This is a genomic window from Streptomyces sp. Ag109_O5-10 (assembly GCF_900105755.1).
GTDB lineage: Bacteria > Actinomycetota > Actinomycetes > Streptomycetales > Streptomycetaceae > Streptomyces.
In genome coordinates this window covers 2,677,789-2,697,726 of the sequence record NZ_FNTQ01000001.1, presented here as the reverse complement: position 1 = coordinate 2,697,726, position 19,938 = coordinate 2,677,789, and the positions used below count along the sequence as shown (strand labels likewise).

Below are 19,938 nucleotides of genomic sequence, written 5' to 3'. Positions count from 1 at the left end.
GTCTCGACGGTTCCGCAAGGCCGTATCGATGAAATTCGTTGTTTGAGGTGCCACGGATTGCGGATTTCGCAGATGCGGCGGCTGTGGGGGTGTTGAAAACGTGGGATCTCGGATTACTGTGGGTGTCTCAGTCAATGGACACCCGAACTTGGAGGGCCGGCAGTGAGCACCGAGCTGCGTCGTCTGCGCAATTACATCGACGGTGAGTTCCGGGACGCCGCCGACGGACGGACCACCGAGGTGGTCAACCCGGCGACCGGCGAGGCGTACGCGACCGCCCCGTTGTCCGGCGAGGCCGACGTCGACGCGGCGATGGCGGCCGCGGCCGCGGCCTTCCCGGGCTGGCGCGACACCACGCCCGCGGAGCGGCAGAAGGCCCTGCTGAAGATCGCGGACGCGTTCGAGGAGCGGGCCGAGGAACTCATCGCGGCGGAGGTGGAGAACACGGGCAAGCCGACCGGGCTCACCCGCTCCGAGGAGATCCCGCCGATGGTCGACCAGATCCGGTTCTTCGCGGGCGCGGCCCGGATGCTGGAGGGCCGGTCGGCCGGCGAGTACATGGAGGGCATGACCTCCATCGTCCGCCGCGAGCCGGTCGGTGTCTGCGCGCAGGTCGCGCCGTGGAACTACCCGATGATGATGGCCGTGTGGAAGTTCGCCCCGGCGATCGCCGCGGGCAACACGGTGGTCCTGAAGCCGTCGGACACCACCCCGGCCTCGACCGTCCTGATGGCCGAGATCATCGGCGGGATCCTGCCGAAGGGCGTCTTCAACGTCGTCACGGGCGACCGTGACACCGGTCGTGCGATGGTCGAGCACCCGGTCCCGGCGATGGCCTCCATCACCGGCTCCGTGCGGGCCGGCATGCAGGTCGCCGAGTCCGCGTCCAAGGACCTCAAGCGGGTCCACCTGGAGCTGGGCGGCAAGGCGCCGGTCGTCGTCTTCGAGGACACCGACATCGCCAAGGCCGTCGAGGACATCTCGGTGGCGGGCTTCTTCAACGCCGGCCAGGACTGTACGGCGGCGACCCGGGTGCTCGTCCAGGAGTCCATCCACGACGAGTTCGTCGCGGCGCTCGCGAAGGCCGCCGCCGAGACCAAGACCGGCCAGCCGGACGACGAGGACGTGCTGTTCGGACCGCTGAACAACCCGAACCAGCTCAAGCAGGTCTCCGGCTTCATCGAGCGGCTCCCGGCGCACGCGAAGGTCGAGACCGGCGGGCAGCGGGTCGGCGACAAGGGCTACTTCTTCGCGCCGACCGTCGTCTCCGGCCTCAAGCAGGACGACGAGATCATCCAGAACGAGGTCTTCGGGCCGGTCATCACCGTCCAGTCCTTCACGGACGAGGACCAGGCCGTGAACTGGGCCAACGGCGTCGAGTACGCGCTCGCGTCCTCGGTGTGGACCAAGGACCACGGGCGCGCGATGCGGATGTCGAAGAAGCTGGACTTCGGCTGCGTGTGGATCAACACGCACATTCCGCTCGTCGCGGAGATGCCGCACGGCGGCTTCAAGAAGTCGGGGTACGGCAAGGACCTGTCCGGGTACGGGTTCGAGGACTACACGCGGATCAAGCACGTGATGACGTCGCTGGACGCGTAAGCCGTAGGCCGTAGGCCGGGTTGTAGGTCGGGTGCGGGTGTGTGGGGGCTGGTCGCGCAGTTCCCCGCGCCCCTTTCGGGGCGCTGTGCGCGCCGGGGTTTCGAAGCAACTCCGTGTTGATCCGGGGCATCGACAAGGTGTCGGGTCCGCGTCAGGTGGCTCGACGCAGCGTCGATTGCCCGGTGAGACGCGGGCGCGACATGCTTCGGGCGTGCCCCAGACCTCCTCCCAGACGCCCGCGCTCTCCCGTCGCTCCCTGCTGCGCGCGCTCGGCGGCACCGCCGCGCTCGGCGCGCTGGCGGGCTGCGGGGTGCCCGCCGCCTACGTCAAGGCCGGCGACCGCGCCGTGACCGACGTGTCCGCCGCGGACCACAAGCTGGTCTTCGCGAACTGGCCGCTGTACATCGACGTCGACGACGGCAACCCGAACAAGCGGCCCACCCTCGACGCCTTCGAGAAGAGCAGCGGGATCTCCGTCGACTACATCGAGGAGATCAACGACAACGACGAGTTCTTCGGCAAGATCAGTCCCGCGCTGATGAACCACCAGTCCACCGGCCGCGACCTCATCGTCATCAGCGACTGGATGTGCGCGCGGTTCGTCCGCCTGGGCTGGGTCCAGAAGATGGACCGCGCCCACCAGCCGAACGTGGCGAAGTACCTGGACCCGCTGCTCCGCTCGCCCGCCTTCGACCCCGGCCGCCTCTACACCGTGCCGTGGCAGTCGGGCATCACCGGCATCGCGTACAACCGCAGGAAGCTGGGCCGCGAGATCCGGCACGTCAAGGACCTGTGGGCGAGCGACCTCAAGGGCCGGGTGACCCTGCTCTCCGGCCTCGACGAGGCCTTCGCGCTGCTCATGCAGGGCAACGGCGTGGACATCACCAAGTGGACGGCCGACGACTTCTACGCCGTCTGCGACGAGGTGCAGCGGGAGGTGGACCGCGGCCAGATCCGCCGCTTCACCGGCAACGACTACACGAAGGACCTGGTCAGCGGCGACGTCCTGGCCTGCCAGGCCTACTCGGGCGACGTCATCCAGCTCCAGGCCGACAACCCCGACATCCGCTTCGTCGTCCCCGAGGAGGGGGCGGAGCTCTGGTCCGACTCCCTGATGATCCCGGACCGCGCCGACCACAAGGTCAACGCGGAGCGTCTCGTCGACCACTACTACCAGCCGGAGGTCGCCGCAGAGCTGGCCGCCTGGGTCAACTACGTCTGCCCGGTCCCGGCGGCCCAGCAGGTCCTCGCCGACTCCAAGGACAAGGACACCGCGGCCCTCGCCGACAACCCCCTGATCTTCCCCAACACGGCGATGCGCGAGCGACTCGCGATCGCCCGGGACATCACGTCGACGGAACGGGTGGAGTTCGCCAAGCGGTGGAACAAGATCGTGGGGTTGTAGGGGGGGGGCGGGGCGGTGCCCCGGCCGCCCGGAGAGATGTCTCGTCGGCGGCCCGGACCGGCCTGCGTCACCCGGCGCCGAGCCCGGGGACCGGAGGAGGGCGAGGCGCGGGCCTCCGGCTTTTGGCACCGAGGGAATACTCTGGGGAGATGACGACCGGCATGGTGTCGGGGCCCGTGCGTTTCAGCACGGCGGGGCTGCCCGAGGCCCAGCGTGTGGCGCTGTGGGAGGACCACAATGCGACCGCGTTGATCGGCCTGCGCTGCCGTTCGCTCGACGACGAGGTCCTGGAGGCGACGGAGATCAACCTGCAGCTGCCCAGGGTGCATGTGGCCCGGGTGACGGGGAATCCCCACGTCGTCGAACGCACCCGCGCGGTCGTCCGGCAGCTGCCGTCCGAGGCCATCGCCTGCTATCTGACGCTGGTCGGGGAGGCCTTTTTCTACCACGACGACGGCGTACAGGTGGTCCGGCCGGGCCAGCTGATCGTGTGCGACGCGGACCGGCCCTTCATGCGCGGCTTCTCCCAGGGCCTCGAGGAACTGGCCGTCAAGGTGCCGCGGCAGGTGTGGCGGGAGGTCGCCGGGCCGGATCCGGTGGCCCGCCCCCGCCTGTTCGACTTCGGCACCGGCGACCTGCAGGCCAGGACTCTGGCGCGGCTGGCCGGCCGCGCCGTGAACCCGCAGAGGTTCCGGCCGGTCGACGAGGACACCCTGCTCGAGCTGCTCGCCGGTGTGGTGACCGGCCGTCCGGCCGCGCTCTCCGCCGTCCACCTGGCGATGGCCAAGGCCTACGCCGAGGAGCATCTGGGCGACAGCGGGCTCACCGCGGCCCGGATCGCCAAGGGCACCGGGATCAGCGAGCGGCACCTGTCGCGGGTGTTCGCGGCCGGCGGGACGACCGTCCCGCAGTTCCTGCTGGCACGCCGGCTGGAGGGGGCGCGGGCGCTGCTGGCCGGGGGCGGGAACCTGACCGTCGCCGAGGTGGCCGCGCGCTGCGGCTTCGGTTCGGCGGCCCGCTTCTCGCACCGGTTCAAGGAGCGGTACGGGGTGCGGGCCACCGATGTGCTGCGGGAGGCCCGGGCGGCCGAGGCGGACGGCTGACGTCCTGGGAGGTGCCGGACGTGCTGGCCGCCCGGGTGGGTCAGGCGCCGTCCGGTGCGAGCACGATGTCGAACTCGACCCGGGACCAGGCGCGCCCTCCCAGGTCCCGCCCGTCGGGCGCCGGGGTGTCCGGCCGCTGCCGACGGAACTCCTTGACCAGCGACTCCTTCACACCGAACACCGCGTCGTGGTCCAGGAGTTCGTCGCCCTTCACGAAGATGTGCGTGACCAGGGTGCGCAGGCCGGGCGCACTGACCATGAAGTGCAGATGGGAGGCCCGCATCGGTGAGCGCCCGGTCGCCGCCAGCAGTTCGCCCACCGGACCGTCGTGGGGGATCGGGTACGGGGTCGGGGTCAGGCCCCAGAAGCGGTAGCCGCCGTCCGCCCCGGTGAACAGGTGGGCACGGGCCGCCGTACGGTCGTCGCCGTACTGCGTGTCGTAGAAGCCGTCCTCGTCCGCCTCCCACACCTCGATGCGGGCACCGGGGACGGGCTTGCCGGTGCTGTCGGCGACGGTTCCCTCCACCCAGCAGGGTTCGCCGGCGGCGCCGGCCGCGATGTCCCCGCCGTTCTCGATCTCCGGGTTGTCCTCGACGAAGAAGGGGCCGAAGACGGTGGCCTCGGTGGCGTCGCCGTACGCCTGGTTGTTGACGGCGACGGTCTGCATGGAGGCGCCGAGCACGTCCGAGAGGAGGATGAACTCCTGGCGCCGGTCGTCGGTGATGTGCCCGGACCGGGTGAGGAACTCGATCCCCTTGTGCCACTCGTCCTCGGTCAGCCGCACCTCCCGCACGAACGCGTGCAGATGGCGTACCAGGGACTCCATGACCTCCTTGAGCCGGGGATCGGCGCAGTCGCGGAAGGAGTCGAGGACCTGCCGGGTGATCTCGGCCTCCCGCGCCTGCTGCTCGGCGGGGACGGCGGCCTGGGTCTGGTCGGTCATGGCCGTGCTCCTTCCCAGGCCGCGCGCACCAGCCGGAGGACCGGTTCGAGCGCGACGGCCCGCGGGTTGTCGGGCGGGGCGGCGGCGACGATCGCCTCCGCCGCCGGGGTGATGCCGTCCTCGGGCATACCGAGGTCACGTAGGGCGCGGGGCGGGTCCAACTCGTCGTACAGCAGCGCCAGTCCGGTGGTCGCCGTCGGCGCGTCGAAGGCCGCCGCCAGGCGTCGCTCGGCCTCGGGGGCGTGCGGTGCGTTGAAGGCGAGGACGTGGGGGAGGACGACGGCGTGGGTCTGGGCGTGCGGCAGGTCGAACATGCCGCCGAGGACATGGCAGATCTTGTGGTGGAGCCCGGAACCGGCGGACGCGAAGGCGGTCGCGGAGAGGTACGCGCCGTACAGCGCCCGCTCCCGGCCGTCCAGCCCCGCCGGCTCCTTGACGATCAGCGGCAGCCCGGTGCGCAGGGCACGGACGCCCTCGGCCGCGAGGGCCTGGTCGATCGGGTCGGTGCGGGGCGCCCACATCGAGTCGACGCAGTGCGCGAGGGCGTTGAGCCCCGAGGCCACGCTCATGCCGACCGGCAGGGAGAGGGTGAGGGCGGCGTCGTAGACGACGGCGCGGGGCAGCACCCGAGGGTCGGTACCGGTCGTCTTGCGGGCGTCCGCGGTCAGGCCCCAGACCGCGGTGGCCTCGGAGCCGGCGTAGGTGGTCGGCACCGCGACCACCGGGATGCCGGAGGTCAGGGCGACCGCCTTGGCCAGACCGGTCGTCGAGCCGCCACCGACGGCGACCAGGACGTCCACGTCGTGTTCCGCCGCCGCCGCACGGGCCCGTTCGGCCACCGCGACCGGGACGTGCATGACGACATCGCCGTCCCGGTCGTGCCAGTGCGCGACGGGCAGCCCGGCCGCGATCTCGCGGGCGACGGCCCGCGCGGCCGGGTCGGCGATCACCATCGGCCGCAGGCCGCCGAGGAGTTCCACTTCGGCGGCCAGGCCGGCGGCCGCCGCGCCGGACGCGAACCGGACGCGCTGCGGCAGGGTCTCGTGGTCGAAGCGCACCGGATCAGGCCCTTCCCAGTACGGCGGCCAGAGCGTCGCGCAGCCGGCCCGCCGGGTCGTCCGGCAGGGTCATGGCGCGCCAGGCTATGTGCTTGTCCGGGCGGACCAGCAACACCCCGCTCTCCTCGACCTCGCGCAGCTTGGCCCAGTCGTAGTAGAGGTCGGTGACCTCGCGGCCCGGGCCGATGACGACCGTGGCCAGCGGCACCCCGAGTTCCTGGCCGACCTTCTCGGCCGCGGCCTCCCACGCCTCGCCCGCGACGCCGGTGATGAGCGTCCAGCGGTCGTACGGCGCCAGGTCCATCAGCGCCTTGCGGTGCGCGCTGTCCCCGACCCAGGCGTGCGGCAGATGCGAGCCCGGCACCGTGGACATCTCGTAGTAGAGGTCGGGGTCGCGCGACGGGACGGGCGGCGTGCTGCCGTCGGAGAGGATCGCCGAGGAGGCGTAGAACTGGCCGAGTTCGACGCCGTGCGCGTTGAACTCGTAGTTCTTCAGGTCCATCGCCCGCACCAGCGCGGCCCGTTTGGCGGCGCCCGCTGGGGTGTTGGCCTTGCGTTCCTCGATCGCGGCCGTCATCTCGGCCTCCGTCGTGGCGTCGAGGACACCGAGGGCCTTGAAGATGTCGACGAACTCCCGGCTCGACCTGTTGGCCCGCTTCACGATCCGCTCGGCGACCGGCGCCCGCTCGGCGGAGTAGGTGTCGAGCAGCGAGGGACCCGCCTGGCCCTTGAGGACGGCGGCCAGCTTCCAGGCGAGGTTGTAGGCGTCCTGCACCGAGGTGTTGGAGCCGAGGCCGTTGCTCGGCGGGTGCCGGTGGACGGCGTCGCCCGCGCAGAACACCCGGCCGCTGTGCAGGAGGGTGGCGTACATCTCGTTGTTGCCCCACAGGCTGGTGCCGGTGATCTCGACGTCGAGGTCCGGCATGCCGAGGAGGTTGCGGACGATCTGGACCGCCGCCGCCTCGTCGACCTGCGGCGGTTCCTCGTTGATGTCGTAGCCCCACACGATCAGCCACTCGTTCCACGGGCGGACCATCCGGACAAGCCCCGCGCCGATCCCGCCGACGTTCGAGCCGGGCTGGATCACCCAGTACAGGACCGAGGGCCGGTGGGAGACGTAGCGGCTGATGTCGGCCTTGAAGGTGATGTTCATCGAGCCGGCGATGTCCATCGCCCCCTCGAACGGCAGACCGATGTCGGCGGCGACCATGGAGCGGGCGCCGTCGGCGCCGATCAGGTACTTCGCGCGGATCAGGTACGCCTTCCCGGTCAGCCGGTCGAGGACGTCGACGGTGACGCCGTCCTCGTCCTGGGTGTGGGAGAGGTACTCCGTGGAGAACCGCACCTGGGTGCCGCGCTTGGCGGCGTTGCGGACCAGGATCGGCTCCAGGTAGGTCTGCGGGATGTCGACGGTGAGACAGGGCGAGGAGAGCCGGTAGTCGGCCTCGCGGTCCGGGCGGGTGCCCCAGGTGTGGATCCGGCCGATCTCCTCCCCGGCGATGCTGGTGCAGAACACCGTGTCGCCGACGAGGTCGTGGTCCGTGGCGTCGGCGAGCACCTGGTCCTCGATGCCGAGGTCGCGGAAGACCTCCATGGCGCGCTGGTTGGTGATGTGGGCGCGCGGGGTGTTCGCCGTCCAGCGGTACTTGGTGATCATGATGTTGTCCACGCCGAGCGTGGAGAGCGCCAAGGCCGCCGCGGCGCCCGCCGGTCCGGATCCCACGACCACGACGTCCGTGGTCATGACCGGACCGGCCGGGAGTTCGGTCTCCGCGGTCCCGTCGTTGAATTCCGGCATCCTGGGCACCTTTCGTCCGTCCGGCCTCGTCGCCGGTGGATTCACTGTGCGGCCGATGACACCCGCTGACAGCAGTCGCCCGCGTTCTCGGCGGAAACCGCAAGACATGGCGGATCCGGGAAGATCCGCGACCCCTCGCAGCGCGGACCGCGGCCCGGTCCGGCGACGCCCGTCGGCTGCGGCGAGGGTGACCTGGTCGTACGCACCGGTCGCGTCGCGTCGGTACGTGTCCCGTATCCGCTCGGCCCCGGCAGCCGTCCGCTGCGGGCGTGGAAGCCGAGCACGTGCGCCCTGCGCATCCGGTCGCTCCGGCCGCCGAGCAGGGTGGAGCCGGTGGAGGCCGAGGGAGCGGCCCGCCATGTCCCGATGCCCTGTCGAGCACGGACTTGGCCGCCGGGTTTCCGACGGCGCGGTGCGGGCGTCAACCGGATCGCCGGCGCCCCGAACAGCGGCAGCGCGCCGACCCTCCGAGCCCTGAAGGTGGACGGCGCCGGTGACACCACCGGCGTCACCAGGTGCGAGGCGGAGAACGCCACGCCGGCCGGCGCGGCCAAGGCGCAGACGCCCGGAACGACTGTGCGGGATCGGACAGTTACCACGCCAACATCGAGTCCCGCACCGCCCAGCTGTCGGTCGACGGCGGCACCGCCACCACGCTGACCTTCCTTCCGCGACACCTACAGCTGGAAGGACTACTGGACACTGCCGACCACCGTCAGCCTCAAGCCGGCGCCAACACCCTGAAGTTCTCGAACTCCTCGTCATGGGCTCCCGACAGCGACAGCGTCGAGGTCGCCCCCGTCACCGGCTGACCGACGGCCCCTCTGGGGTCGCGCCGGGACGGTGGGCCAGGGCCGACGGTTCGATGTGCACGAGGCCGTTGTCCTCGAAGATCGACCTGATGCCCGCGAGCCCGTGCGCGCGCTCGGCGACCAGCAGGTTCGCGTGCAGCAGGACGAACCCCCGAACCCGGCCGCGCTCGCGGCTTCGGCCCGCTCGCGCGGGCCCAGCGGACCGCGTCGGCCGGCGCCGGCCGGGTCGGCGTCGCCCGCCGTGGTCCGGCAGGTGGCCACCAGATCCTCGGTGTCCTTGTGCCTCGGCGTCCCTCGTCCCCGGTCTCCACCGGGATTCACCGGGAGCCACCGCTTGCGCCGGCTGCGCGGCCGGATACCGCTACGCGACGGCCCGCAGTACCGCACGCAGGTGTTCGGCGCTGGCCCACACGTCCTCGACCGGGCCCTTCTCCTTGGGCTCCGCGGTGAGGATGGTGTCCTGTTCGAGGACGTACCAGCCGTCGTAGCCGCGGCCCGCGAGGTGCCCGACGATGGCCTCGACATCGACGTCGCCGGAGCCCAGCGGGCGGTACATGCCCGCGCGCACGGCGTCGGTGTAGGTGAGGCGGCCGGACTGCACCTTGGCGGCGAGGGCGGCGTCCACGTCCTTCATGTGGGTGTGGGCGATGCGCTCGGGGGCCTGCCGGGTGAGTTCGGCCGGGTCGGTGCCGCCGATGAGGAGGTGGCCGGTGTCCAGGCAGAGGGAGATCGACGAGTCCTCCAGGACGCGGCGGACCTCGTCGCCGTTCTCGATCATCGTGCCGACGTGCGGGTGCAGGACCGCACGCACCCCGCGCTCGGCGGCCAGCGCGGTGAGCCGGTCGAGGTTGGAGAGGAGCAGCTTCCAGCCGTCGGCGTCGAGGTCGGGGCGGGAGTCGTAGCCGTCCTGGCCGGTGATCGCGGAGAGGACGAGGACCTCGGCGTCGGAGGCGGCGTAGTTCGCCAGGAGCTGTTCCGCCTCGGGGAGCGGGTCGTGGCCGGGGACGTGCAGGAGGAGCGGGGTGAAGCCGCCGACGGCGTGCAGGTCGTGGTCGGCCAGGACGCGGGCCATGGCGTCGGGGGCGGCGGGCAGGAAGCCGTCCGGGCCGAACTCGGTGGCGGCCAGGCCGACCTCGCGCATCTCCCGCAGCACCCGCTCGGGCGTCAGCTGGTAGCCCCAGCCGGGCACTTCGCACACGCCCCAGGAGATGGGAGCACCGGCGATCCGGTTCAGCTGCGGGATGGTCATGCCGTGGCCTTTCGGTGGTGCCGGTTGGGGGCTGCCGGCGACGCCGCGGGCACGAGACCGATCGGCGCGTCGGGCACGGTCGTGCCCGAGGCCAGACCGTTCTGGTGGTCGCAACGCTAGGGTCGCGAAGGGGATTGGTGAAGCCCTCGAATCCCTCAATTGGCCGTCATCGGGGCCGTCAATTGCCCGTCATCGCGCCGGCCGCCGCGGCGTGGCCCGTCCTCGCGTTGGGGGGCGTGGCGTGTGCCCGTCCTCGCGTGAGCCGGAGTCGGCGGTTGGGCGGTGTCGTCGGCGGGCCGGCAGCGGCTGGCCTCGTCCGCCCCGGTCCGGCCGCGGCCGTTCTATATCCAACCTGCGTTGTTCCTAGAATGGACGAGTGAACGACATCGAGGCGATCGCGGCGTTGCAGGATCCGGTGCGGCGCCGACTGTACGAGTACGTGGCCGCGCAGGGCCGCGAGGTCGGCCGCAACGAGGCCGCCGAGGCGACCGGGGTGGCGCGCACGCTCGCCGCGCACCACCTGGACCGGCTGGCCGAGGCCGGACTGCTCGACACCGGCAGCCGGCGGCTGACCGGGCGCTCGGGGCCGGGCGCGGGCCGCCCGGCCAAGGTGTACACGCGGTCCCCGGAGGAGCGGGCGGTGTCACTGCCCGCCCGCGACTACCGCACCGCCGCCGAACTGCTCGCCGAAGCCGCCGAGCAGGCGGGGCTGGACGCCGGGCTCTGTGCGGCCGCGCGTCGCCGCGGCGAGGTCCTGCGCGGCTCGGCGGCCCCCTGCGGCGGCCTCGAAGAAGCCATCGAGGTGCTTGCGGCCCGAGGTTACGAACCACACCTGGAAGGAGCCGAAGGCGAGGGGAGCGCGGGGGACGCGGCCGTCGTCCGGATGCGCAACTGCCCCTTCCACGCCGTCGCCGAACGCTTCCCGCCGCTCGTCTGCGGGATGAACCTCGCACTGCTGGAGGGGCTGCTCGGCACCGACGGTCCCGTCCGGGCCCGCATGGCCGCGCGGCCGGGCGAGTGCTGCGTGGTGGTGGAACGTGCCGCCGAACCCGCCGACGGGGAAGCCTGACAACTGATTCTAAAAACAACACTGATTGACATAGAAGGGGGTGCGTGCTGGTATGAGGCCATGACCGCATCCGCGTACGCAGCCCACGTCGCCCAACTGAATGTCGCCACGCTCCGTTTCCCCCTCGACGACCCGCGCATGGCGCCGTTCGTCGGCATGCTCGACACGGTGAACGCCGCTGCCGACAACGCGCCCGGCTTCGTGTGGCGGCTCGTGGAGGACGGGGCGGCCGACGCCACCGCGCTGCGCCCGGCGGGCGAGGACGTCATCGTCAACCTGACGGTGTGGGAGACCCAGGAGGCGCTGTGGGGCTTCACCTACCGCAGTGCGCACCTGGACGTCATGCGGCGCCGGCGCGAATGGTTCCAGCGGCACGTCGAGGCGCATCTGGTGCTCTGGTGGGTCCCCGCCGGTCACCTCCCGACCACCGGCGAGGCCCTGGAACGGCTGGCCGACCTGCGCGCACACGGACCCTCGGCGCGCGCCTTCACCTTCGCCTCCGCCTACTCCGCGCAGGAGGCCGGTCTCGCACCGCGCCCGGCGGCGGACGTCCGCACCGCCCCCGCCGGGCTCGGCTGAGGGACGCGGGCGGGTCAGACGGCCTTGACGGGCGGGTACGCCGGCTGCCACATGGCGGCCCTGACCCGCTGCTCGACGGAGTCGTCGACGGTCGTGCCGGCCACCCCGTCGGCGGCCGCGGCACGGGCCACCGCCACGGCGACCGCGACCGAGGTCTCGCGCAGCTGGTCGGTGAGGGGCAGGATCGGCGCGCCGGGGCCGTCGGCGTCCGTCTGCCCGGCGACGGCGTGCGCGGCGGCGACCAGCATGCCGTCGGTGACCCGGGTGGCCCGGGCGACGATCGCGCCGAGCCCGAGGCCCGGGAAGACCAGCGCGTTGTTGGCCTGTCCGATCAGGTACCGGACCCCGTCCCGCTCGACCGGGGGGAACGGACTGCCGGTGGCGATCAGGGCGCGGCCGTCGGTCCAGGCCAGCAGGTCGGCCGGGACCGCCTCGGCCAGGTCCGTCGGGTTGGACATCGGCAGGATGATCGGCCGCTCGGCGTGGGCGGCCATCGTGCGGACGATCTCCTCGGTGAAGGAGCCGCCCTGGCCGGAGGTGCCGATCAGGACCGTCGGCCGGACCCGCGCCACGACCTCGGCCAGTGGGATGCCGCCCACCTTCTCGTCCCGCTGCCAGCCGGCGACCTCGGCGGCCGGACGGGCGTAGCGGACCTGGAAGTCGCGCAGGTCCCGCTGGTCCTCGGTGAGCAGGCCGTACCGGTCGACGCCGAAGATGCGGGCGGTGGCCTCCTGGGCGGTCAGGCCGTCGGCGGCCATGGCGTCCCGCAGCTGGTCGGCGATGCCGATGCCGGCGGTGCCCGCGCCGAAGATCACCACCCGGTGGTCGCGCAGCGGGATCCCGCTGGCCTTCACCCCGGAGAGCACGGCGGCGAGGTTGACGGCACCGGTGCCCTGCACGTCGTCGTTGAAGGTGAACTCGGTCGGGCGGTAACGCTCCAGGATGCGGCGGGCGTTGGCGGGACCGAAGTCCTCCCAGTGCAGCAGGGCGTGCGGGAAGAGCCGGCGGGCGGTGCTGACGTAGGCGTCGATGAAGGCGTCGTACGTCTCCCGGTCCACGCGCGGGTGCCGGTTGCCGAGGTAGAGCGGGTTGTCGAGGAGTTCCTGGCGGTTGGTGCCGACGTCCAGCATGACCGCGAGGGTGCGGTTCGGGTCGATGCCGGCGGCGGCCGTGTAGACGGCGAGCTTGCCCACCGAGATGTCGATGCCGCCCACCCCCCAGTCGCCGATGCCGAGGATCGCCTCGCCGTCCGTGGCGACGATCAGGTCCACGTCGTCCGGGCCCAGTCCGGCGGCGGTGAGCGCGCCCTCGATCTCCTCCGGGGCGTCCACCGACAGGTAGACGCCGGCCGGGCGCCGGTACTCGTTGCTGTAGCGCTGGATCGCCTTGCCGACGGTCGGGGTGTAGACGATGGGCAGCATCTCGTCGAGGTGGTCGCTGAGCAGGCGGTAGAAGAGCACCTGGTTGCGGTCGTGCAGCGCGGTGAGGTTGACGTTCTTGGCCAGGTCGGTGGGCTGTGCCGCGTACTGCTGGTACGCCCGCGCGGCCTGCTGCTCCAGGGTCAGCACCGCCGGGGGCACCAGGCCCACGAGGCCCAGCGCACGGCGCTCCTCGGGGGTGAAGGCGGTGCCCCGGTTGAGCTGGGGCTGGGAGAGCACGGCACGGCCGCGGGCGGTGGTCTCGATGTGGCCCTCGCCGGCGTTCCACTGGGTCGTCATGATCGGCTCCTTGCCGTTTCCGTCAGGCTTCCAGCATCGCGTGCGGGACGTGCCGAGTCGCTCCGGGCCGCTCCGGGCCGCTCCGAGCCGCTTCTGGGGGGGCGCGACGGACGCCCCCGGACACGGCCGACTGGAGCACGACCGGCCGGATGCGTTCCGCAGGGCGGTGGGCGGGGAGGGCTTCTGAGCGTTCCGCCGGCAGCGCCCCTTTGGAGCGCTGCCGCTCAGGCCGCCGGCCGGATCAGCCCCGACTCGTAGGCGAAGGTCACCGCCTGCACCCGGGCGCGGGCGCCGATCTTCGCGAGGACGTTGCTGACGTGGGTCTTCACGGTGGTCGGGGCGATCGACAGCCACTGCGCGATCTCGGCGTTGGTCCAGCCGGAGGCGACCGCGATCAGGACGTCGCGCTCGCGTCCGGTGAGGGCGCCGAGCCCCGAGGTGCGGGGGAGGGGGCGGACGGTGTGCTGCTGGCGTACGGCGTCGATGAGTGCGCGGGTCAGACCGGGCGTGATGACGGCGTCGCCGGCGGCCACCACCCGGACGGCGGCGGTCAGTTCGGCCGGGTCCGCGTCGTTGAGCAGGAAGCCGCCGGCGCCCGCCCGCAGGGCCGCCCGGGCGTCCGCCTCCTGCTCGGCCGCGGTCAGCATCAGGATTCGCGGGACGCGGGAACCGGCCGCGGCCTCGCCGGTGAAACCGGCGGAGGGGGTGCGGGTCCGGGCGGCGGGGTGGGCGATGCGCCGGATGGTGTCGATGGCGTCCGACGCCTGGCTGTCCATGAGGACGACGTCGGGGCGGAGCGCCGCGCTGGCACGGATCGCCTCGTCCCCGTCCGCCGCCTCCCCGACCACCGTCAGGCCGGGCTCGGCGGCGAGGAGCATGCGCAGGGCGAGGCGCTGGAGGGATTGGTCGTTGACGACGAGTACGGAGACCGTGCCTGTCTTCTCCATGCGAGGTCCGTCCCATGAACGAAACTGTTTCGTTCACATGCTACGCCTGGAGTCGCCGCACCGGGAGAGGGCGCCGCTGCTCGGCGCGGACCAGTCCGGCGTCGTACGCCGTGATCACGGCCTGGATCCGGTCGCGCGCCCCGATCTTCAGCAGGCCGGGCAGGCAGACCGGCGCCATGAACAGCACCAGCACGGTGTCGAGCAGCCAGGGGTGCCGCCGGTCCAGCTGCCGCCCCGCGGACCCTGGGACCCCGGGGGAATCTTCGGCCGGGGAGTGGTTCCGGGGTACCAGAGCGCCGTACTCACCGCGGTGGAGGGCACCCCGGCCCCGCCTACCCGAGCGCGGCCAGCGCGATCCGCTGGGCGACCGGGTTGGTGTCCTCGCCCTTCGCGTCGGTGGCGCCGACGGAGTAGACGAGGGTCCGGCTCAGGTCCCGGGTCCCGGCGACGACCGCGCTGTAGCCGTACCGGGCACCCGACTTGACCCAGTACACCCGGCCCTCGTACGCGAAGCGCTGCAGCCCGGCGCTGTAGGTGGCGCCCTCGATGCCCGCGGGGACCGTGAACATCTCCTCCAGCTGCGGTCCCGGCGGCACGATGCGCCCCCGGAAGAGGGCGGTGAGCAGCCGCTCCAGGTCGGCGGTGGTGGAGATCATGTCCCCGGCCGCGAACCGGTCCGCCTGGTTCCACTCGGTGACGTCCACGAACGCCGTCGTCCCGTCGGCCTTCGTCACCTTCTGGTAGCCGTGGTTGTGCGGGCCCCGGATGCGCGGGTCGGTGCCCGGGAAGTAGGTGTCCCGCATCCCGGCGGGCCGCAGCACCAGCCGGCAGCGGCGAGGGAAGGGGGTCCTGCCTCCCGTGCGGCGGATGCAACGCCTGCTCGGCGAGGACCGGGTGATCGCGGCCACGGCCCGCAGGAAGGGCGCACTCGCCGCACAGGCCGCGGACCGGACCGGAAACTGGACGAGGCGGTCCCGGCGGCGCCGCCGAGTTCACCGAACTCAGCGCACTGCGTCTCCAGTTGGGGGGGGCGGTGGTGGGAAGTCGCGGCGCCCGTGCGTCGGCTGGACGCCGAGGACCGGCACCTGATGTCTCCGTGGTGCGCCGTCCGCGTGCAGCGGACGAAGGAACGGCTGGAGACCTCGCGGGGCATCATGCGCGCGCAGGACGGGGCCTGCCCCGTACTGCACGAGCTGACCGCCCACTGGGACGGCCGGCCGACTCCCTCCGGCGCAAGCGGCAGGCCCGGCGCATCCCCCGTGCGGTACCGCGGGCGCCGGAGTCCACTCCCTCGCCGTCCCCTTCCTCTTCCTGGCCTGGTCGTGCCGTCCTGGACCGGGCTGGGAGGAGGAAGATCTTCCGTGTCGCGTCGTGGAGGGGGCGAGTGCGGCGCATAGACGGCCGGGTGAGTACGACGGACACGTCCGCGACGGGGACGGGAAGCTCCTCGACCGGGTACGCCGTGCTGCCGGTCGGTGCTCAGCAGATGTGGCGGAACGAGTACTACTACGTCGACGGCGGCGTGACGTTCACGGTGAACGGACGGGGGCCCAATACGGGGTGAGCGTCTTCCCGTCGTCGTGGGATGCGGTGGAGAAGGACGTGGTGTACGGGCCTCCGCGGGGGGCGATCCCGCCCAGCGACCGTCAGGAGGCCCTCAGCAGGGGGTGCCTTCAGCGAAGGGCGTCGAGTACGTCCACCCTGTTGGTCGTGATCGAGTCGACGCCGATGTCCAGCAGGCGGCGCAGTGAGCGGCGGGTGTTCGGGGTCCAGCAGGAGACCAGGTGGCCGGTGCGGTGGACGTGTTCGACCAGGGCATGGTCGAGCAGGGTGAAGCGGTAGTTCAGGTACCGGGGGCGGATCACGTCCAGCAGTGCGGGGCGGACCGGCGCCAGGGTCTTGCGGGTCAGGGCGATCTCGGCGGACGGGTCGGCCGCCCGGACCGCCAGCATCGTGACGGCGTCGCCCGTGTAGTACACGCGGTCGGTAGCGTCGCACTCCCTGGCCACGGCCACGATCCGCGTCACCGCCCGCTCGCCCGGGTCGCCGGGCAGGTCGAGCATCACCCGGCTGCCCTCCGTCGCCGCCAGCGCCTCGGCCAGGGTCGGGACGCCGCCCGCGGTGAGGCCGCGCACCTCGTCCGCCGACAGGGTGTGCAGGGGGCGGTCGTGCTTCCACAGCCGCTTGAGGGTGGCGTCGTGCAGGAGGACGGGAACGCCGTCACGGGTGAGCCGCACGTCGGTCTCCACCGCGTCCGCGCCCCGGTGGAGCGCGGAACGCAGGGAGTCGAGCGTGTTCTCGCGAATGCGGTAGGGGTCGCCGCGGTGGGCCACGGCGGTCACGGTCTGCATGCGCCCATGCTCTCAGGCCACGTCAGGGGGCGAGCCACGCCTTCGTGTACGCGTCGATCTCGGCCGCGATCCTCGCCTTGCCCGGCAGGTCCAGGAAGGACGCCTCCACCGCGTTCTTCGCGAGATCCGCGAGGCCGCGCTCGTCGAGGCCGAGGAGACGGGCGGCGACCGCGTACTCGTTGTTGAGGTCGGTGCCGAACATCGGCGGGTCGTCGGAGTTGACCGTGACCAGGACACCGGCGGCCACGAAGTCCTTGATCGGGTGGTCTTCGAGGGCGCGGACCGCGCGGGTGGCGATGTTGGAGGTCGGGCACACCTCGAGGGCGATACGGTGCTCGGCGAGGTGGGCGAGGAGCTTCGGGTCCTGTGCGGAGCTGGTGCCGTGGCCGATGCGCTCGGCGCGCAGGTGGGTCAGCGCGTCCCAGACCGTGCCGGGGCCGGTGGTCTCGCCCGCGTGCGGGACCGAGCGCAGACCGGCCGCGATCGCCCGGTCGAAGTACGGCTTGAACTGCGGCCGCGGCACGCCGATCTCGGGGCCGCCGAGACCGAACGAGACCAGGCCCTCCGGGCGCAGCCGGTCGTCGGTCGCCAGCCGTGCCGTCTCCTCGGCGGCCTCCAGGCCCGCCTCGCCGGGGATGTCGAAGCACCAGCGCAGCACCGTGCCGAACTCGGCCTCGGCCGCCTTCCGCGCGTCCTCGATCGCGTCCATGAAGGCCCGCGCGTCGATCCCGCGCCGGGTCGACGAGAACGGGGTGATCGTCAGCTCGGCGTAGCGCACCTGCTGCCGGGCGAGGTCACGCGCCACCTCGTAGGTGAGCAGCCGTACGTCCTCGGGCGTGCGGATCAGGTTGACCACCGACAGGTAGACCTCGATGAAGTGGGCGAAGTCCGTGAAGGTGAAGTAGTCGGCCAGGGCCTCGGGATCGGTCGGGACCTTGGAGTCCGGGTGCCGCGCGGCCAGTTCCGACACGATGCGGGGGGAGGCGGAGCCGACGTGGTGGACGTGCAGTTCGGCCTTGGGCAGTCCGGCGATGAAGGCGTGCACGTCGTGCACGTCGTGCGTGTCGCGCGGCGCTGCGGGGTCGGTGTGGCGGTCGGTCAAGGGTTCCTCCCCGGAACGGCGCGGGCCGCCTGCGGCGGGGTACGGCCGTGGGGCCCTGCGCGGTGATCGGCTGATCGGTGACTCGGGGGTCATGGTAGGCCGGACGGGCCGGGCCGCGGTCCGGCGGGGCCAGGGCCGTACCATGACGGCGGCATGCGCGCAGGAGGAGGGGGACGTCGCACGATGGCTGACGAGGTGCCGGAGTCTTCGAAGATACGGCTGGACAAGGGGGAGGCCGCCGGGGAGGGGGCGGCCGGGTCCGGGGTGCCCGCGGCGCCGGTGGCACCGCCCTCGGTTCACGACCAGCGGACGGTCGCGGCGGTACCGGGGCCGGCCGCCCCCGCCGACGCGCCGCCGCAGGGCTGGGCCAACGCCTTCGCCGCGCCGTCCGGCACGGTCCCGGCCCCGCCGGTGAACCCGTTCGCGGCGCCTGGCCCGAACGCGCCGCCGAACCCCTACGCTCCGCCTGCGGCCCAGCAGCCGCAGAGTGCGGCGGTGCCGCCACCGCCGATCGCCCCGAACGGGCCGGGGCCGGTCCCGTACGGCTATCCCGGCCCGTATCCGGGCCAGGCGCTGCCGTCGTATCCGGTGGGGCCCGGCGGGTACGGCGGGTACGGCGGGTGGCCCGGTATGCAGCCGATGCCGAACAACGGGCTGGGTACGGCCGCCATGGTGACCGGGATCATCAGCGCGATCGGGTTCTGCCTGGCGCCCGTCGCGTTCGTGATGGGCGTGCTGGCGATCGTGTTCGGGTCGATCGGCCGGAGGCGGGTGCGGCGGGGGGAGGCGACGAACGGTGGGCAGGCGCTGGCCGGGATCATCTGCGGGTCGGCGGGGCTGGTGCTGGTCGTCGCGTTCGTCACGCTGATCGTGGTGGCGGGGAGCCGGGGCAGCCAGTAGAGGCCGCGTGCGTCGTTGTTCGGGTGCGGGCCGGTGGGGGCTGGTCGCGCAGTTCCCCGCGCCCCTTCAGGTGGGGGAGGTCCCGTCGGTCGGGAAGTCTCGCGTCCTTGCAGGTGGGGCTGGTCCTGTTGGTTGGGAAGTCTCGCGCCCCTTCAGGTGGGGCTGGTCCCGTCGGTCGGAAGTCCCGCGTCCTTGCAGGTGGGGCTGGTCCTGTTGGTTGGGAAGTCTCGCGCCCCTTCAGGTGGGGCTGGTCCCGTCGGTCGGAAGTCCCGCGTCCTTGCAGGTGGGGCTGGTCCCGTCGGTTGGGAAGTCTCACGTCCCTTCAGGTGGGCCGGGTCTCGTTGGTTGGGAAGTCTCGCGCCCCTTCAGGTGGGCCGGGTCTCGTCGGTCGGGAAGTCTCGCGCCCCTTCAGGTGGGCCGGGTGTCGTCGGTCGCGAAGTCTCGCGCCCCTTCAGGTGGGCCGGGTCTCGTCGGTCGGCAGTCCCGTGCCCGTGCGGGTGGGCCAGGTTCCGTCGGTCGGCAGTCCCGTGCCCGTGCAGGTGGGCCAGATCCCGTCGGTCGGCAGTCCCGCGCTTCTTTGTGTGGGACCGGGAGCGTCGGACTGGAGTTGGTTCCTTGCCGCCATCAGCGCGAACCCGAGCAGGTTCAGCCGCCGCCAGCGCCCCGGGTCCTCCGCCGCCGCGTCGGTCGCCGCCAGGCCGATGCCCCAGACGCGGTCCAGCGGGCTGGCCTCCACCAGGACCCGGTCGCCGGTCGCCAGGAGGAAGTCGCGCAGCTCGGGTGCGGCGGCGAACTTGTGGACGCTGCCCTGGGTGACGATGCCGAGGCGCTCGCGCTCCCACGTCGTCTCGTCGAAGCCCCGGACCAGTCGGCCCGCCTTCTTCGCCTCGGCGGGGTGACCCGCCGCCAGGACCGCGCGCTCCGCCTCCGCGTCCCCGAAGAGCCGGGCCTTGGCCGCCATCATCCAGTGCTCGGCGGTCGGGTACTCGACGCCGTCGACCACGAAGGGCGCCGGCCACCACTGGCTCAGGCAGCTCGCCGAAACCTGCCCGTCCGGCCGCGGCCGGTGTCCCCAGAAGTGCAGGTACCTGATTCTGGCCCCCGCCTGGACCGCCCTGATCAGGGCCTCCACAGAATCGATCTTCGCCATGCACGCCAGTCTGGCAGCCACCACTGACACTCCGTCCCCCCTTTTCCCAGCCGACTCGACACCTGGTCGACAGATTCCGTCGCGTAACCAAAAGGCAACAACGGAATCACTTGTTGGTCGCCCCCTGCTCTGTCAGGATCGGCAGTCAAATC

General features: G+C 72.3%; 15 protein-coding genes and 3 pseudogenes. 7 read left to right on the top strand and 11 right to left on the bottom strand.

Annotated elements, in window-relative coordinates; all coding sequences use genetic code 11:
• Positions 1 to 162 precede the first annotated feature (162 nt).
• The 3 genes from BLW82_RS12235 (at position 163) to BLW82_RS12225 (ending at position 4,110) form a co-directional block, all read left to right on the top strand.
• Positions 163 to 1,602, top strand: coding sequence for a gamma-aminobutyraldehyde dehydrogenase (locus BLW82_RS12235; protein ID WP_093498817.1), 1,440 nt, complete (start codon positions 163 to 165; stop codon positions 1,600 to 1,602).
• Between the two features lie 211 nt (positions 1,603 to 1,813).
• A complete protein-coding gene (locus BLW82_RS12230; RefSeq protein WP_093498816.1) occupies positions 1,814 to 3,007 on the top strand; it encodes an ABC transporter substrate-binding protein in 1,194 nt (397 codons plus the stop codon).
• 149 nt (positions 3,008 to 3,156) lie between these two features.
• A complete protein-coding gene (locus BLW82_RS12225) occupies positions 3,157 to 4,110 on the top strand; it encodes a helix-turn-helix transcriptional regulator (protein ID WP_093498815.1) in 954 nt (317 codons plus the stop codon).
• Between the two features lie 40 nt (positions 4,111 to 4,150).
• Here BLW82_RS12225 and BLW82_RS12220 read toward each other — a convergent pair whose 3' ends face one another.
• The 4 genes from BLW82_RS12220 to BLW82_RS12200 form a co-directional block, all read right to left on the bottom strand.
• Positions 4,151 to 5,053 carry a dioxygenase family protein gene (locus tag BLW82_RS12220; RefSeq protein ID WP_093498814.1) on the bottom strand — a complete coding sequence of 301 codons (903 nt, stop codon included), beginning with the start codon at positions 5,051 to 5,053 and terminating at the stop codon, positions 4,151 to 4,153.
• Positions 5,050 to 6,111 carry a maleylacetate reductase gene (locus BLW82_RS12215; protein WP_093498813.1) on the bottom strand — a complete coding sequence of 354 codons (1,062 nt, stop codon included), beginning with the start codon at positions 6,109 to 6,111 and terminating at the stop codon, positions 5,050 to 5,052. The genes BLW82_RS12220 and BLW82_RS12215 overlap by 4 nt, the downstream gene beginning before the upstream one ends.
• A gap of 4 nt (positions 6,112 to 6,115) precedes the next feature.
• Positions 6,116 to 7,909: an FAD-dependent oxidoreductase gene (locus BLW82_RS12210; protein WP_093498812.1), complete on the bottom strand. Its 1,794-nt coding sequence runs from the start codon at positions 7,907 to 7,909 to the stop codon at positions 6,116 to 6,118.
• A gap of 1,173 nt (positions 7,910 to 9,082) precedes the next feature.
• Positions 9,083 to 9,970 carry a sugar phosphate isomerase/epimerase family protein gene (locus BLW82_RS12200; RefSeq protein WP_093498810.1) on the bottom strand — a complete coding sequence of 296 codons (888 nt, stop codon included), beginning with the start codon at positions 9,968 to 9,970 and terminating at the stop codon, positions 9,083 to 9,085.
• A 376-nt stretch (positions 9,971 to 10,346) separates the two neighbouring features.
• On the opposite strand from BLW82_RS12200, the gene BLW82_RS12195 reads away from it, so the two are divergent.
• Both BLW82_RS12195 and BLW82_RS12190 read left to right on the top strand, forming a co-directional pair.
• Entirely contained in the window at positions 10,347 to 11,039 is a 693-nt protein-coding gene (locus BLW82_RS12195) for a helix-turn-helix transcriptional regulator (RefSeq protein ID WP_093498809.1), read from the top strand.
• A 60-nt stretch (positions 11,040 to 11,099) separates the two neighbouring features.
• Positions 11,100 to 11,618, top strand: coding sequence for a DUF3291 domain-containing protein (locus tag BLW82_RS12190; protein WP_093498808.1), 519 nt, complete (start codon positions 11,100 to 11,102; stop codon positions 11,616 to 11,618).
• 14 nt (positions 11,619 to 11,632) lie between these two features.
• Here the strand turns inward: BLW82_RS12190 and BLW82_RS12185 are convergent, their stop codons facing one another.
• The 4 genes and pseudogenes from BLW82_RS12185 to BLW82_RS12175 all read right to left on the bottom strand — a co-directional run.
• Positions 11,633 to 13,336 carry an NAD-dependent malic enzyme gene (locus tag BLW82_RS12185; RefSeq protein ID WP_093498807.1) on the bottom strand — a complete coding sequence of 568 codons (1,704 nt, stop codon included), beginning with the start codon at positions 13,334 to 13,336 and terminating at the stop codon, positions 11,633 to 11,635.
• A gap of 224 nt (positions 13,337 to 13,560) precedes the next feature.
• Positions 13,561 to 14,283, bottom strand: coding sequence for a LuxR C-terminal-related transcriptional regulator (locus BLW82_RS12180; RefSeq protein ID WP_093498806.1), 723 nt, complete (start codon positions 14,281 to 14,283; stop codon positions 13,561 to 13,563).
• A gap of 40 nt (positions 14,284 to 14,323) precedes the next feature.
• Positions 14,324 to 14,476 (bottom strand): hypothetical protein, encoded by a 153-nt coding sequence (locus tag BLW82_RS44390; RefSeq protein ID WP_177232764.1) that lies wholly within the window; start codon positions 14,474 to 14,476, stop codon positions 14,324 to 14,326.
• Positions 14,477 to 14,615: 139 nt separating this feature from the next.
• A pseudogene (locus BLW82_RS12175) lies at positions 14,616 to 15,152 on the bottom strand (serine hydrolase); the annotation flags it as partial.
• A 536-nt stretch (positions 15,153 to 15,688) separates the two neighbouring features.
• On the opposite strand from BLW82_RS12175, the gene BLW82_RS44385 reads away from it, so the two are divergent.
• Positions 15,689 to 15,847 (top strand): hypothetical protein, encoded by a 159-nt coding sequence (locus tag BLW82_RS44385; protein WP_177232922.1) that lies wholly within the window; start codon positions 15,689 to 15,691, stop codon positions 15,845 to 15,847.
• Between the two features lie 109 nt (positions 15,848 to 15,956).
• On the opposite strand, the gene BLW82_RS12165 is transcribed toward BLW82_RS44385, so the two are convergent.
• A complete protein-coding gene (locus BLW82_RS12165; protein WP_093498804.1) occupies positions 15,957 to 16,634 on the bottom strand; it encodes a glycerophosphodiester phosphodiesterase in 678 nt (225 codons plus the stop codon).
• Between the two features lie 22 nt (positions 16,635 to 16,656).
• Positions 16,657 to 17,869, bottom strand: a pseudogene (locus BLW82_RS12160) (adenosine deaminase).
• 50 nt (positions 17,870 to 17,919) lie between these two features.
• Between BLW82_RS12160 and BLW82_RS45395 the strand changes: the two are divergent.
• Entirely contained in the window at positions 17,920 to 18,636 is a 717-nt protein-coding gene (locus tag BLW82_RS45395) for a DUF4190 domain-containing protein (RefSeq protein WP_256215771.1), read from the top strand.
• 598 nt (positions 18,637 to 19,234) lie between these two features.
• Here BLW82_RS45395 and BLW82_RS12150 read toward each other — a convergent pair.
• Positions 19,235 to 19,786, bottom strand: a pseudogene (locus BLW82_RS12150) (NADAR family protein); the annotation flags it as partial.
• Positions 19,787 to 19,938 lie beyond the last annotated feature (152 nt).

Bases quoted from the DNA above. Each gene is read 5' to 3' on its own strand.
- BLW82_RS12220 (WP_093498814.1), bottom strand. From the start codon at position 5,053: ATGACCGACCAGACCCAGGCCGCCGTCCCCGCCGAGCAGCAGGCGCGG.
- BLW82_RS12180 (WP_093498806.1), bottom strand. From the start codon at position 14,283: ATGGAGAAGACAGGCACGGTCTCCGTACTCGTCGTCAACGACCAATCC.
- BLW82_RS12225 (WP_093498815.1), top strand. From the start codon at position 3,157: ATGACGACCGGCATGGTGTCGGGGCCCGTGCGTTTCAGCACGGCGGGG.
- BLW82_RS12200 (WP_093498810.1), bottom strand. From the start codon at position 9,970: ATGACCATCCCGCAGCTGAACCGGATCGCCGGTGCTCCCATCTCCTGG.
- BLW82_RS12185 (WP_093498807.1), bottom strand. From the start codon at position 13,336: ATGACGACCCAGTGGAACGCCGGCGAGGGCCACATCGAGACCACCGCC.
- BLW82_RS12210 (WP_093498812.1), bottom strand. From the start codon at position 7,909: ATGCCGGAATTCAACGACGGGACCGCGGAGACCGAACTCCCGGCCGGT.
- BLW82_RS45395 (WP_256215771.1), top strand. From the start codon at position 17,920: ATGGCTGACGAGGTGCCGGAGTCTTCGAAGATACGGCTGGACAAGGGG.
- BLW82_RS12190 (WP_093498808.1), top strand. From the start codon at position 11,100: ATGACCGCATCCGCGTACGCAGCCCACGTCGCCCAACTGAATGTCGCC.
- BLW82_RS12165 (WP_093498804.1), bottom strand. From the start codon at position 16,634: ATGCAGACCGTGACCGCCGTGGCCCACCGCGGCGACCCCTACCGCATT.